The sequence below is a fragment of the Curtobacterium sp. 458 genome (assembly GCF_030406605.1).
Lineage (GTDB): Bacteria > Actinomycetota > Actinomycetes > Actinomycetales > Microbacteriaceae > Curtobacterium.
This window is the reverse complement of sequence record NZ_CP129104.1, coordinates 661,332-673,880: the sequence shown is the minus strand read 5'-3', so window position 1 is coordinate 673,880 and position 12,549 is coordinate 661,332. Positions and strand designations below refer to the sequence as shown.

General features: G+C 72.0%; 13 protein-coding genes. 5 read left to right on the top strand and 8 right to left on the bottom strand.

Going from position 1 to position 12,549, the window contains the following annotated elements:
* Window positions 1-4: 4 nt before the first annotated feature.
* Window positions 5-940, top strand: coding sequence for a Ppx/GppA phosphatase family protein (locus tag QPJ90_RS03230; protein WP_290133034.1), 936 nt, complete (start codon window positions 5-7; stop codon window positions 938-940).
* Between the two features lie 3 nt (window positions 941-943).
* On the opposite strand, the gene QPJ90_RS03225 is transcribed toward QPJ90_RS03230, so the two are convergent.
* Window positions 944-1,549, bottom strand: a complete 606-nt coding sequence (locus QPJ90_RS03225) for an antibiotic biosynthesis monooxygenase (RefSeq protein WP_290133033.1) — start codon at window positions 1,547-1,549, stop codon at window positions 944-946.
* A gap of 83 nt (window positions 1,550-1,632) precedes the next feature.
* Between QPJ90_RS03225 and QPJ90_RS03220 the strand changes: the two genes are divergently transcribed.
* Window positions 1,633-2,118 (top strand): DUF6328 family protein, encoded by a 486-nt coding sequence (locus QPJ90_RS03220; RefSeq protein ID WP_290133032.1) that lies wholly within the window; start codon window positions 1,633-1,635, stop codon window positions 2,116-2,118.
* Here the strand turns inward: QPJ90_RS03220 and QPJ90_RS03215 are convergent.
* Window positions 2,115-3,143 carry a Ku protein gene (locus QPJ90_RS03215; protein WP_290133031.1) on the bottom strand — a complete coding sequence of 343 codons (1,029 nt, stop codon included), beginning with the start codon at window positions 3,141-3,143 and terminating at the stop codon, window positions 2,115-2,117. The genes QPJ90_RS03220 and QPJ90_RS03215 overlap by 4 nt on opposite strands.
* A gap of 105 nt (window positions 3,144-3,248) precedes the next feature.
* Here QPJ90_RS03215 and QPJ90_RS03210 point away from each other — a divergent pair, with 105 nt between their 5' ends.
* The 3 genes from QPJ90_RS03210 to QPJ90_RS03200 all read left to right on the top strand — a co-directional run bounded on the left by QPJ90_RS03210 (window position 3,249) and on the right by QPJ90_RS03200 (window position 6,931).
* Window positions 3,249-4,139: an SDR family oxidoreductase gene (locus tag QPJ90_RS03210; protein WP_290133030.1), complete on the top strand. Its 891-nt coding sequence runs from the start codon at window positions 3,249-3,251 to the stop codon at window positions 4,137-4,139.
* Entirely contained in the window at window positions 4,136-6,634 is a 2,499-nt protein-coding gene (locus QPJ90_RS03205) for an ATP-dependent DNA ligase (RefSeq protein ID WP_290133029.1), read from the top strand. The genes QPJ90_RS03210 and QPJ90_RS03205 overlap by 4 nt, the downstream gene beginning before the upstream one ends.
* Window positions 6,635-6,775: 141 nt before the next feature.
* On the top strand, window positions 6,776-6,931 hold the full coding sequence (locus tag QPJ90_RS03200) for a hypothetical protein (protein WP_290133028.1): 156 nt from the start codon (window positions 6,776-6,778) through the stop codon (window positions 6,929-6,931).
* Window positions 6,932-7,184: 253 nt separating this feature from the next.
* On the opposite strand, the gene QPJ90_RS03195 is transcribed toward QPJ90_RS03200, so the two are convergent.
* The 6 genes from QPJ90_RS03195 to QPJ90_RS03170 form a co-directional block, all read right to left on the bottom strand.
* Window positions 7,185-7,352: a hypothetical protein gene (locus QPJ90_RS03195; protein WP_290133027.1), complete on the bottom strand. Its 168-nt coding sequence runs from the start codon at window positions 7,350-7,352 to the stop codon at window positions 7,185-7,187.
* Window positions 7,353-7,362: 10 nt separating this feature from the next.
* Complete coding sequence (locus tag QPJ90_RS03190) at window positions 7,363-8,337, bottom strand: TIM barrel protein (RefSeq protein ID WP_290133026.1); 975 nt, start codon at window positions 8,335-8,337, stop codon at window positions 7,363-7,365.
* 185 nt (window positions 8,338-8,522) lie between these two features.
* Window positions 8,523-9,206: a fumarylacetoacetate hydrolase family protein gene (locus QPJ90_RS03185; protein ID WP_290133025.1), complete on the bottom strand. Its 684-nt coding sequence runs from the start codon at window positions 9,204-9,206 to the stop codon at window positions 8,523-8,525.
* A 57-nt stretch (window positions 9,207-9,263) separates the two neighbouring features.
* On the bottom strand, window positions 9,264-9,479 hold the full coding sequence (locus QPJ90_RS03180) for a hypothetical protein (RefSeq protein WP_290133024.1): 216 nt from the start codon (window positions 9,477-9,479) through the stop codon (window positions 9,264-9,266).
* The gene (locus QPJ90_RS03175) at window positions 9,469-9,801 is read right to left on the bottom strand and encodes a hypothetical protein (RefSeq protein ID WP_290133023.1); all 333 of its coding nucleotides are present in this window, start codon (window positions 9,799-9,801) and stop codon (window positions 9,469-9,471) included. Before QPJ90_RS03175 ends, QPJ90_RS03180 begins: the two co-directional genes overlap by 11 nt.
* A 176-nt stretch (window positions 9,802-9,977) precedes the next feature.
* A complete protein-coding gene (locus tag QPJ90_RS03170) occupies window positions 9,978-12,359 on the bottom strand; it encodes a phosphoketolase family protein (RefSeq protein ID WP_290133022.1) in 2,382 nt (793 codons plus the stop codon).
* Window positions 12,360-12,549 lie beyond the last annotated feature (190 nt).

Below are 12,549 nucleotides of genomic sequence, written 5' to 3'. Positions count from 1 at the left end.
TGCCATGCGCGTCGGAGTCCTCGACATCGGGTCCAACACCGGCCACCTGCTCGTGGTGGACGCCCACGGCGGGGCCGCCCCGCTGCCGGCGTCCTCGTTCAAGCAGCCGCTGCGGCTCGCCGAGCACCTCGACGACGCCGGAGCCGTGACGCAACGGGGGATCGACGCGCTCACCGCGTTCGTCGCCGACGCCGTCCGCGTCGCCGAGGAACGCGGTTGCGAGGACATGCTCGCGTTCGCCACCTCGGCCGTCCGCGACGCGGTGAACTCCGACGCGGTGCTCGCCCACGTCGAACAGGCGACCGGTGTCGAGCTCGCCGTGCTCTCCGGCGACGACGAGGCGCGGCTGACGTTCCTGGCGGTCCGCCGCTGGTTCGGGTGGTCCGCCGGACGGCTCGCGGTGTTCGACATCGGCGGTGGCTCGCTCGAGATCGCCGGCGGAGCCGACGAGGCACCGGACGTGGCGTGGTCGATGCCGATCGGTGCGGCCCGGCTCGCGCGGTCGTTCTTCGCCACGGGCGCACCCACCGACGACGACGTCCGACGGCTCCGGCACGAGATCCGGGTGTCGATCGCGCGGGACGCCGGGCTCCTGCTCCGCTCCGGGCGGCCCGACCGGGCCGTCGCGACGTCGAAGACGTTCCGGTCGATCGCCCGGATCTGCGGCGCGGCGCCCTCGGCCGACGGGCCGCTCGTCGCGCGGTCCCTCGACGGCGCCGAACTCCGACGGCAGCTGCCCGCGCTGCTCGGCATGACGGTCGAGGAACTCGCGACGCTCCCCGGGGTCTCACCGAGCCGCGCGCACCAGGTCGTCCCCGGCGCACTCGTCGCCGAGGCCTGCCTCGACATCTTCGACCTGCCGGCGCTCGAGATCTGTCCGTGGGCCCTCCGAGAGGGTGTCATCCTCGAGCGGCTCGACCAGCTGTCCGTGCTGGGCTGAGGGTCACGCGTCCCGGGGCGGTGCGAGCAGCCACGGGCGGATCGCCTTCGTCACGAACGGCAGTACCCAGAACGTCATGATCGGCGTGAGCACGAGCGTCGTGACGAGCACGCGCGGCAACACGGCGAGGTGCCCGAACGCCGGGACGAGCCAGCCGACCAGGTACGTGAAGACGAGGTTCACCGGGAAGAAGCCGAGCCAGATGCTCACCGCCTGCTTCCACCGCGGGGGAGCGCTCGACGCCGGGGTGTCCTGCGGGGCGTCGAACCAGCCCTCGATGCCCGTGCGCTTCTCGACCCGGGACTCCACCACGAGGTCACGGCCGAGGTCGAGCCACCGCAGACGGTCGTCGGAGGACTCCCACGTCGCGAGCTGCTCGTGGTCGGCGAACCGGTACAGCACGTGCCACTCGCGGCTCGTCGCGTGCGAGCGGACCCACCCGGAGCCGAGGAAGCCCGGGTAGCGGTTCGCGAGGTTGACGCCGGACTGCACCCAGCGGGTGGCCTCCGGGATGCGGTCGGGTTCGACGAGGCGGGTGATGGACACGGTGACGGGCGGGCCTGCGCTCACGGATGACGAGGTCAGGCTCCCTGGCTCTTGTGGAGTCATGCTCCCAGTGTCCCCGAAGCGTGTTTCCGGCTCGTGACGGAGCGGGGCGATCCGCGGGCCGCCGCGGGCAGTACGGTCGCGGCATGAGCGAGTTGCAGCGGGGTCGGAACGAGACCCCGACCGAACGGTGGGACCGCAACTGGAGCGACATCCAGCAGGAGCTGCGGATCGTGCAGACGGGGACGCAGATCCTCGCCGGGTTCCTGCTGACGCTGCCGTTCCAGCAGCGGTTCTCGTCGCTGACCGTCCGGCAGGAGACGATCTACCTCACGCTCGTCGTGCTCGCGGTCGTCGTGACCGTCGTCGCGCTCGCCGTCGTGGCCACCCACCGCCTCGTCTTCAAGCAGCGGCAGAAGCACGACCTCGTGCGCGCGGGGAACGTCCTGCTGCTCGTGACGCTCTTCGCCGCGGCGCTGCTGTTCGCCGGGACCGTGTGGTTCGTGTTCGACGTGGTGCTCGGCGGCCGCGGGGGGATCATCGCCGGGGTCGCGGTGTTCGTCGGTACCGGAGCGCTGTGGACGGCGCTGCCGACGGTGCTGCGCCGCACGGCGCGGGACACCGAGGACTAGCTGGCGCGCTTCTTCGCCGGTGCCTTCTTCGCCGGCGCCTTCTTCGCCGGTGCTCTCTTCGCCGGTTCCTTCTTCGTCGTGGTCCCCGAGGTCGACGCCTTCGTCTTCGTGGTGCTCGTCTTCGCGGTGCTCGTCCGCTTCGAGGCGGGCGTCTGCTCGGCCGGCGCGTCGTCGGCGGTGGAGTCGTGCGTCGCGGAACGCGACCCGCTCCGGTAACGCGACCCCGAGCCTCCCGTCCGCTTCTTGTCGACCGACGCCCGCAGGGCGGCCATCAGGTCGATGACGTCACCACCCTCACCCTCGTCGTCGTCCTCGTCGCGCTCACCGAAGGTCTCGGCGGTGTCGACGTCGTCGCCGGACGCGAGCTTCGCGTCGATGAGTTGCTGCAGCTCCTCCTGGTAGGCGTCCGTGTACCGGTCCGGGTCGAAGTCGGTGGACATGCTGTCCACGAGCGAGGACGACATCTTCAGCTCGTTCGCGCTCACCTTCACGGAGGTGTCGAGACCCTTGAAGTCCGCTGCACGGACCTCGTCACCCCACAGCAGTCCCTGCAGGAGGATGACGTCGTCGTTGACCCGCAGGACGCCGAGCCGGGTCTTCTGCCTGAGGGTGAACTGCACGATCGCCAGCCGGTCGGTCTTCGCCAGCGTCTCGCGGAGCAGCACGTACGCCTTCGGGGACCGGGAGTCCGGCTCGAGGTAGTACGACTTCTCGAACATCATCGGGTCGACCTGCTCGACCGGCACGAACTCCAGGACCTCGATCTCGTGCGACTGCTCCTCGGGGAGCTGCTTGAAGTCGTCGGCGGTGAGCACGACGGTCTTCTCGCCGTCGTCGTAGGCGCGCTGGATGTCGGCGTACTCGACCTCGTGGCCGAACTCGCACACGCGCTTGTACCGGATGCGGCCCTTGTCCTCGTCGTGGACCTGGTGCAGGGAGACGTCGTGGGTCTCGGTGGCCGCGTACACCTTGATCGGCACGTTGACCAGCCCGAACGCGATGGAGCCCTTCCAGATCGACCTCATGGCCACATGATGCCCGTCCCTGCACCGGAACGTCCGGAGGGACGGGTTCTCCACAGGTCCGCCGCTGCTGTGCCGGTGCCGGGGAAGGGCGAGCACGATGGGCACATGAGTCAGCTCGACAAGCAGGACCCGCGGACCCAGCACCCCCGCCCGCCGTTCCCCGCGCAGACGCAGGACGGCTCCGGGCTCGCGAGTGCGATGGACCCGGCGCCCGACCACGGCGAACGGTCCTACCAGGGGAGCGGTCGCATGACCGGCTACCGTGTGCTGGTCACGGGCGCCGACTCGGGCATCGGGCGGGCAGCGGCGATCGCGATGGCGAAGGAGGGCGCGGACGTCGCCCTGAACGCCCTGCCGGACGAGCTCAGCGACCTCGAGGACGTCCGCGACGTGATCGGCGACCTCGGACGCAAGGCGGTCCTGCTGCCGGGCGACCTCACCGACGAGGACTTCTGCGCACGGCTCGTCCGCGACGCCGTGAGCACCCTCGGCGGGCTCGACGCGCTCGTCACCGTCGCCGGGTTCCAGCAGGTGCACGAGGACGTCGCCGAGCAGACCACCGAGTCGTTCGACCGCACGCTCAAGGTCAACCTGTACTCGCTGTTCTGGCTCGTCCGGGCCGCGGTCCCGCACCTGGCACCCGGCAGCGCGATCGTCACGACGAGCTCGGTGTCGGCGTACGAGCCGCAGGCGCGGATGATCGACTACGCCGCCACGAAGTCCGCGATCATCACGTACACCAACGGCCTGGCCCGGCAGCTCGCGCCGAAGGGCATCCGGGCGAACACGGTCGTGCCGGGGCCGGTCTGGACACCCCTCCAGCCGATCAGCTACCCGGGCGACGAGATCGCCCACTACGGCGAGGGCACCCCGTTCGGACGACCGGCGCAGCCCGTGGAGCTCGGGAGCGCGTACGTGTACCTCGCCGGGCCAGAGTCGTCGTACACCTCCGGGTCCACCCTGACCGTGGCGGGAGCGACCGGGGTGGCGCTGTGAGCCCGGTCGCGAAGCGGCGGACGGTGCTCGTCGGCGGGCGGTCGATCAGCCTGAGCAACACGGACAAGGTGCTCTACCCGGCGACCGGGACCACCAAGGGACGGGTGATCGAGTACTACGAGCGGGTCGCGCCGTGGATGATCCCGCACGTGAAGGACCGCCCGGTGACCCGGAAGCGCTGGGCGAACGGCGTCGACGGGAAGGTCTTCTTCGAGAAGAACCTCCCCGACTCCGCGCCCGACTGGGTGCGGCACCACACGATCGCCCACAAGGAGCACGACACCGAGTACCCGATCGTCGACGACGTCGCGACCCTCGTCTGGATGGCGCAGCAGGCCGCGCTCGAGCTCCACGTGCCGCAGTGGCGCTTCGGCCCGCGTGGCGGGCACCAGAACCCCGACCGGCTCGTGCTCGACCTCGACCCGGGCGAGGGCGTCGGACTGCCCGAGTGCGTCGAGGTCGCCGTCGCTGCGCGCGAGGTCCTGCAGGGCATGGGGCTCGAGCCCTACCCGGTCACGTCCGGGTCGAAGGGCATCCACCTCTACGCGGCACTCGACGGGCGTGCGACGACGGCCCAGGTGTCCGACGTCGCGCACGAGCTCGCACGGGCGCTCGAGCAGGACCTCCCCGACCTCGTCCTGTCCTCCATGAGCCGCGCCGAACGCACCGGCAAGGTCTTCGTCGACTGGTCGCAGAACAACGGCAACAAGACGACGATCGCGCCGTACTCGCTCCGCGGCCGTGACCGGCCGACGGTCGCCGCCCCGCGCACCTGGGACGAACTGACGCAGCGCGGGCTCGCGCAGCTCACCCTCGACGACGTGCTCGACCGCCTGGAGGCCCGTGGGGACCTCCTGCACCCGGTCGCCTCCGCCTCGCTGGCCGTCGGACGACCCGACGCCGGCCACTGGGACAGCGACCGGACCGCCGACGCGAACCAGGCGAGCGAGGACCGCCTGACGGCGTACCGCGCCAAGCGCGACGCCGCGAAGACGCCGGAGCCCGTGCCCGCCGGGGCACCGACCGTGCGGGACGACGGCACCCCGACGTTCGTGATCCAGGAGCACCACGCCACCCGGGACCACTACGACTTCCGCCTCGAGCACGACGGCGTGCTCGTCAGCTGGGCCCTCCCGAAGGGCGAGCCGACGGACCCGGGGAAGAACCACCTCGCGGTGCAGACCGAGGACCACCCGCTCGAGTACGGCTCCTTCGAGGGGACCATCCCGAAGGCCGAGTACGGCGGTGGGACGGTCACGATCTGGGACGACGGCACGTACGAGCTGGAGAAGTGGCGCGACGGCGAAGAGGTCATCGTCACGCTGCACGGCCGGACCGGGGGAGCGCGACGGTTGGTGCTCCTGCACACCCGGGGGCGAGGACGCGGACGCGACGGCGACGAGAAGAGCTGGCTCATCCACCGCACGAAGGACCAGCCCGACCGCGAGCCCGGCAGCACGGCCGGCGCGACGCGCGGGGCGGGGCCGACCCGTGCCTCCCGGCCGGCAGTGCACGCGGCCAGCCCCGCGACCGAGCGCCCCGAGGAACGCCGCACCATGCAGGCGACGCTGGCGAAGGGCGAGCCCCGGCTCGACCCCGCGGACTGGGCGTTCGAGCTGAAGTGGGACGGCGTCCGGGCGCTCGCGACCGTCCGGGACGGCCGGGTCACCCTCCGGAGCCGGAACGGCAACGACCTCACCGCCCAGTACCCCGAGCTGCAGGACCTCGCCGAGCGAGCCGCGGTCGACGGCGTCTACGACGGGGAGATCGTGGCGCTCGACGACCGCGGACGGCCCTCGTTCCAGCTCCTGCAGAACCGGATGGGCCTCACGAAGACGCGCGAGGTCGAAGCGGCCCGTGCGACGACGCCGGTGCGCCTGCTGCTGTTCGACGTGCTCGAGGCCGACGGCCACGAGCTCACCCGCCACGGGTACGCCGCCCGACGTGAGGCCCTCGCGACGGTCGTCGAACCCGGCGGCGTGGTCGACGTCCCCGACGCCGTCGAGGGGGACTTCGCCGCCGCGCTCGCCGAGTCCGAGCGACGAGGGCTCGAAGGGGTCGTCGCGAAGAAGCGCAGCTCGAAGTACGCCGAGGGTCGGCGCTCGGAGGCCTGGCTCAAGGTCAAGCACCACGCCACGCAGGAGGTCGTGGTCGGCGGGTGGCGCCCCGGTGCAGGGCGGCGGGCGGGCGGCATCGGCTCCCTGCTGCTCGGTGTGCCGGGCGCCGAGGGGCTCGAGTACGTCGGCAAGGTCGGGACCGGGTTCCGCGACCGCGACCTCGACGAGATCGCCGGGGTGCTCGAGCCGCTGGCCCGCGACGACTCCCCGTTCGTGGACGTCCCTCGCCCGGATGCGCGTGACGCGCACTGGGTCCGACCGGTGCGGGTGGGCGAGGTGCAGTTCGCGGAGTGGACCGGGGACGGACGGCTCCGCCAGCCCTCGTGGCGTGGATGGCGTGCGGACAAGGACCCCGACGACGTCGTGCGCGAGTCCTGATCGCGCAGATGCACACGCATGGGGTCCGCCCCGGGCGAACAACCGTCCCCCGTTCGACGCGTCTCCGGGGGACGATCGCGGGACCACCCTCTGCCGAGGGTCCTGCGACTGTTACGTTCGCCGGGACGGAAGGGCGTGACCATGAGCGCGAGCAACTACCTGCCGCCGTTCACGCCGGAGGAGCGCGGATCGGCGGCGAGCCCGCGACCGCAGCACGTCCCGGCGCACCCCGAGGGCGGCACTGCGGACGGTGAGGTCACCTACGCCGACTTCCTCGGCGACGAGGTCGACGACTGAGCCCCGCCTCCGCAGCGGAACCCGCGGGTGAAGGCGACCCGTGCGCCGGATCAGGGAACGCACGGGCCGCCGTCCGAGCGCCGTGGCCGGCGTTCAGGGATGACCGGCCACGGCGCGCTGACGCCAGCCGCGGTGAGCAACTGGCAGGCTCACTGCTGAGACGGGTCGGCGGACCGGTTCGTCACACCTGATCGGAAGTTTTTCTGGGCCCGCTTGTCCGGGCCGGCTTTCCTGGCCGCGGTCGCTGGGCAGCTCAGGGCGCGGGCGCCGGGCCGTCGCTCGGTTCGGCGTCGTCCGCCACCGGGAGGTCCTGTTCGACGAGGTCGTCCTCGTCGGGCTCGGTCACGTCGGCCGCAGCGGCCTTCGCCTCGTCGATCGCGTCCTGGGAACGGCGGAGGAGTTCGTCGTCGTGGTGCGTCATGCTCGCGAACCTACGCGGGCGTCCCTGTGTCGGCCTCCCGGCGGGGGAGCGGCACGGAGGGCATCGGCGTCCGCGGGGCCCGCGACGAGTCGAGGTCGACGGCGGAGGTCGGCGCCGGCGTGGACGGCATCGCAGGGGCAGCGGGAGCGCCGAACGCATCGGCCGCGTCGAGCACAGCACGGGTGGCGGCGGCCGCGGTCCGGAGGGCATCGGCGGTCGGCATGGCGCGGTGTGCTGCGGTCCGGACCTCGACGCCCCACGGCTCGTCGAAGCCCAGGTCGCGCACGGTCCGGACGAAGCCGGGCAGGTCCCACGCCCCGGAGCCGGGCAGGTGCCGTGCGCCGCGGGCCTCCTCGGCGAGGGTCATGCCGGCCGGCGTGTGGAGGAGCCCGTCGCTCAGCTCGACCGCGGCGAGCACGGCGGGCGCGACGCCCTCGTGCACCGATGCCAGGGTCGAGCCGCCCCGCAGAGTGTGCATCGCGTCGAGGAGCAGACCGCCGTTCGGGTGCCCTGCGGCGGTCACGAACCGAGCGGCACGTTCGACCGTCGGCAGGTTCGACCACGGCTCCGGCTCGAGGACGAGCTGCGCACCGAGCTGCTCGGTCCGCACCGCGAGCGCCACCCAGTCGTCGATCATCGCTGCGGGGCGGATCGTCAGGGTCGTGTCCGCCCCGACGACGACCTGCCACGCACGCAGCGCCGCGGTCGCCTCGAAGACCACACCGCGATCGGCGTCCTCGTCGGCGGAACGGTCGTCGCTCGACCACCAGCGGTCGAGTGGGCCGAGCTGCACCCAGACGATCCCGGAGCCGTCGAGGATGCGCCGGAGCTCCGCGAACCCGATGGTGGCGCGGACCTCGTGCAGGTCGCCGACGGTGAGGGAGAGTCCCGCGAACCCGGCGGCGCCGACGGCGCGCACCCGCTCGCCGATCGGTTCGTCGCCCGCCCAGGTCGAGGACGTGGCGAGCAGGTCGTGTTCGAGCACGGCGGCACCTCCGGTTCCGGACGGCCCGCTGCTCCCCGGCACCCGGCCCTGTCCGTGATGTTGCGACGTCGCTGACCCCTGACGTCACATGAGGTCTACGCTGCAGACCTGCGAGCGCTCCCAGTCCGTCGACACGTGCGCGAAACGCGGCGGAACCCCGAGTGTGGAGGGGCGTCGCGGCTCGCTCAGACGATGACGGTGCGGACCGACCCGACGCCCGCGATGCGCCCCTCGACCTCGTCGCCCCGGACGAGCGGACCCACGCCGTCCGGCGTGCCGGTCATGAGGAGGTCGCCGGGAGCGAGCCGGACCGAGCGGGACAGTTCTGCGATCGTCTCGGCGACCGACCAGATCTGGTCGGCGAGGTCGCCGGCCTGCCGGAGGGTGCCGTTCACCGTCAGCTCCACGGTCCCCTGTGTCGGGTCCACCCCGGTGGCGGGGACGAGGACGCCGACCGTGGCAGACGCGTCGAACCCCTTCGCAGCGTCCCACGGGCGGCCGAGCCGCTTCGCCTCGGCCTGGAGGTCGCGGCGGGTGAGGTCGAGCCCGACGCCGTAGCCCCAGACGACGCCCAGCGCGTCGGCCACCGGGACGTCCACCGCGGCGGCGCCGATCGCGACCACGAGTTCGACCTCGTGTTCGAGCTGCGCGGTCAGCGGCGGGTACGGGGTGTCGGCACCGTCACCGACGACGGCGTCCGCGGGCTTTGTGAAGAAGAACGGCGGCTCACGGTCCGGGTCGTGGCCCATCTCCCGGGCGTGCGCGGCGTAGTTCCGGCCGACGCAGAAGACCCGCCGGACGGGGAACCGGCCACCCGTGGTCGTCGGGACGGTCGGTTGCGGCGGGGCCGGGATGACGAGGTCGCTCACCCGTCCACCCTGGCACGGCGCTGCTCGGCACGGCCCGGCGTGCTCCGGCCTGCCTGCTCAGCCTTCGGCGAAGGAGGCCTCGGTGCGGAGCTTCCGGGCGCGGGCGCGTTCCTCGCGCTCGCGGCGCTCGATGCGCATCTCCTCGAGTTCAGCGAGGGAGCCGTCCGATCGGATGATCGGTCCGTAGTGCGGATCCTGCAACAACCTGCTGGTGCTGCGTTCCAAGCGCGCGAGGATCTCGAAGAAGCGTTCGTCTTCCATGTCAGTGATCACGTCGTGCCTCTCTCCGTCGTCGCCGAGTCGCTTGGTACTCGTGCATGTCCAAGGCTCGTTCCATCCAGTCGTCGTCCGGTGTCGACCACGAACGACTCAGGACCGCCCGAGCCATCAACGCTGCGGCGTCGTGGTCGCACTCGGCGTTCGAGAGCGCCCGCTCGGCGATCCACGACCAACGCTGCCACCAGTGATCGTGGTGGGCCAAGTACTTCGTATGTCGCCTTGCCCGTACCCCTTCGACGATCGTGACCACCAGGCTCGCCACCGCCACCACGGCGCCGATCACCGCCACCGCTGCGCTCGTCCACCCCACGTCCATGTCCTGAGCCTGGCGGCCCAGGACCGGCCACGCGACGGGCGTGACCGGTCCTGTGGAGGGGGATCCGAGCCTCCAGGTCGGTGCAGGAGACGCGTCCGGCGCGGGCGCCGCGCCAGACCGCGCGGGCCTGCGGACCTGCGGACCTGCGGCTCAGTCCTGCCGCTCGGTCCGGCCGCTCAGTCCTGCGGCCAGCCGGCGAACTCCCACCCCGCGACCGACGGGTGGTCCTCACCGCGCGTGTAGGCGTACTCCCGCGCCGCGTCACGAGCTGCACTGAGGCGGTCGAGCAGCTCGGCGTGCACCGACGCGTCGACCCGGGTGAGTGCGTCGTGCGCCAACGCGAAGCGGTCCATGTCGTTCCGCACGAGCATGTCGAACGGCGTGGTGGTGGTGCCCTGCTCCTGGAAACCGTGCACGTGGAGGTCGTCGTGCCCGTGTCGGCGGTACGTGAGCTGGTGCACGAGTGCCGGGTACCCGTGGAACGCGAAGACGGCCGGCGTCCCGGGGAGGAACACCTCGTCGTACCGCTCGTCGGAGACCGGGTGTTCGTGCTTGCGCGGGTCGCCGATCGACAGCAGGTCGACGACGTTCACGACCCGCACGCCGACCGAGGGTGCGTGCTCGCGGATGATCGCGGCGGCCGCCAGCGTCTCGACCGTGGGGACGTCGCCGGCCCCGACGAGCACGACGTCCGCCCGGCCGACCGAGGTCTCGGTGCCGGCCCACTCCCACACGCCGAGTCCTGCCTCGGCGTGTGCGACGGCGTCCTCGAGCGACAGGAACACCGGCTCCGGGTGCTTCCCGGCCACGATGACCTCGATGCGGTTCGTGGTCTCGAGCGCGTGGGCCGTGACGGCCAGCAGGGTGTTCGCGTCGGCGGGGAGCTTGATCCGTACGAGGTCCTGCTGCTTCGACGCGACGACGTCGAGGAACCCGGGGTCCTGGTGCGAGAAGCCGTTGTGGTCCTGTCGCCAGACGTGCGACGAGAGCAGGATCGTGAGGTTCGACACCGGCATGCGCCAGTCGAGGTCCGCGGAGGACTCGAGCCACTTCGCGTACTGCCCGACCATCGAGTCGATGATGTGCGCGAACGCCTCGTACGTGTTGAGGATGCCGTGCCGACCGGTCAGGACGTAGCCCTCGAGCATGCCCTCGAGGACGTGCTCGGACAGGACCTCGATGACGCGGCCGCGCGCCGAGAGGTGTTCGTCGCCGGGCGCCCGGTCCGCTCGCCAGACCCGGTTCGTGACCTCGAACACCGCGTCGAGCTTGTTCGAGATCGTCTCGTCGGGGCCGAACAGGCGGAAGTCCGATCCGTTCCGCTCGACCAGGGCGGCGAGCCACGGGCCGAGGGTGCCGGTCGCCGAGGCGGGCTCACCGGCGGGGACGCCGTGGTCGGCGATCGCGGGGAGGTCGAGCGCGGTCCGGATCCGGCCGCCGTTCGCGAACGGGGTCGCGCTCATGCGGAGGTCGCCCTCGGGACGGATGGATCCGAGGATGCCGATCGGCCGGCCGTGCTCGTCGAACAGCTCCTCCGGGCGGTAGGAGCGCATCCACTCCTCGAGCCGGCCGCGGTCCTCGTCGTTCGTCCGCACGTCGGGCAGCGGGATCTGGTGCGAGTGGAAGGTGCCCTCGTTCGGCCCCGTCCAGCCCTTCGGGGTGCGGAGGACGATCATCGGCCACCGCGGGCGGAGGTCGGCAGCACCCGCGGGCTGTCCGGCCGCGGCCCGTTCCGCCTGCGCACGAGCGGCTGCCTGGACGTCGTCGATGCGGGCGAGCGCCCGCCGGAGTGCGGCGTCGAGCAGGGCGTGCACGGCGAACGGGTCGTGGTCGACCCGGGAGGAGTCGACCGTGATCGGCTCGTAGCCGAGCCCGCGGAAGTACGCGTCGAGGTCCTCCCCGGGGATGCGGGCGAGGACGGTCGGGTTCGCGATCTTCCACCCGTTGAGGTTGAGGATCGGCAGGACGGCGCCGTCGGACACCGGGTCGAGGAACGTGTGCGCCTGCCAGGACGCGGCGAGCGGCCCGGTCTCGGCCTCGCCGTCGCCGACCACGCACGCGACGACGAGGTCCGGGTTGTCGAGCGCCGCACCGTAGGCGTGGGCGAGGGAGTACCCGAGCTCACCGCCCTCGTTGATCGAACCGGGGGTCTCCGGCGCGGCGTGCGACGGGATGCCGCCGGGGAACGAGAACTGCCGGAAGAACCGCTGGAGCCCGTCGGTGTCCGGCGTGATGTCCGGGTAGAGCTCGCTCCACGTGCCGTCGAGCCACGCGTTCGCGTTCATCGCCGGGCCGCCGTGCCCCGGCCCGCAGACGTACAGCAGCTGGCGGTCCGTCTCGGCGATGAGCGCGTTGCAGTGCGCGTAGACGAGGTTGAGCGCCGGCGAGGTCCCCCAGTGTCCGAGCAGGCGCGGCTTGATGTCGTCCGGCTCGATCGGCCGGGTGAGGAGCGGGTTGTCGAGCAGGTGGATCTGCCCGGCGGTGAGGTAGTTCGCGGCGCGCCACCAGGCGTCGATCGCCCGGATGCGGTCGGTGGTCGCGATGGGTGCAGGGGACATGCGCCCACGGTACGGAGGGGCGGGTGGAGATTTTCCAGCAAACCGGCCAAACCGTTCGGCGAGGGGTGCCGAATGCAAGTCACCAGGGCGAAACGCCCAAGAAGCTCCCCGGTCACGTACGGCCGGTACACGTCTCCCGCACAGTGAGGGAGGCAGGGCCACCGGCCGGAGCACCGACACAGCAAAGGAA

What these genes read in the sequence shown, in the direction of transcription:
- QPJ90_RS03230 (WP_290133034.1), top strand. Translation starts at nt 5, where the DNA reads ATGCGCGTCGGAGTCCTCGACATCGGGTCCAACACCGGCCACCTGCTC.
- QPJ90_RS03225 (WP_290133033.1), bottom strand. Translation starts at nt 1,549, where the DNA reads ATGACTCCACAAGAGCCAGGGAGCCTGACCTCGTCATCCGTGAGCGCA.
- QPJ90_RS03220 (WP_290133032.1), top strand. Translation starts at nt 1,633, where the DNA reads ATGAGCGAGTTGCAGCGGGGTCGGAACGAGACCCCGACCGAACGGTGG.
- QPJ90_RS03215 (WP_290133031.1), bottom strand. Translation starts at nt 3,143, where the DNA reads ATGAGGTCGATCTGGAAGGGCTCCATCGCGTTCGGGCTGGTCAACGTG.
- QPJ90_RS03210 (WP_290133030.1), top strand. Translation starts at nt 3,249, where the DNA reads ATGAGTCAGCTCGACAAGCAGGACCCGCGGACCCAGCACCCCCGCCCG.
- QPJ90_RS03200 (WP_290133028.1), top strand. Translation starts at nt 6,776, where the DNA reads ATGAGCGCGAGCAACTACCTGCCGCCGTTCACGCCGGAGGAGCGCGGA.
- QPJ90_RS03195 (WP_290133027.1), bottom strand. Translation starts at nt 7,352, where the DNA reads ATGACGCACCACGACGACGAACTCCTCCGCCGTTCCCAGGACGCGATC.
- QPJ90_RS03175 (WP_290133023.1), bottom strand. Translation starts at nt 9,801, where the DNA reads ATGGACGTGGGGTGGACGAGCGCAGCGGTGGCGGTGATCGGCGCCGTG.
- QPJ90_RS03170 (WP_290133022.1), bottom strand. Translation starts at nt 12,359, where the DNA reads ATGTCCCCTGCACCCATCGCGACCACCGACCGCATCCGGGCGATCGAC.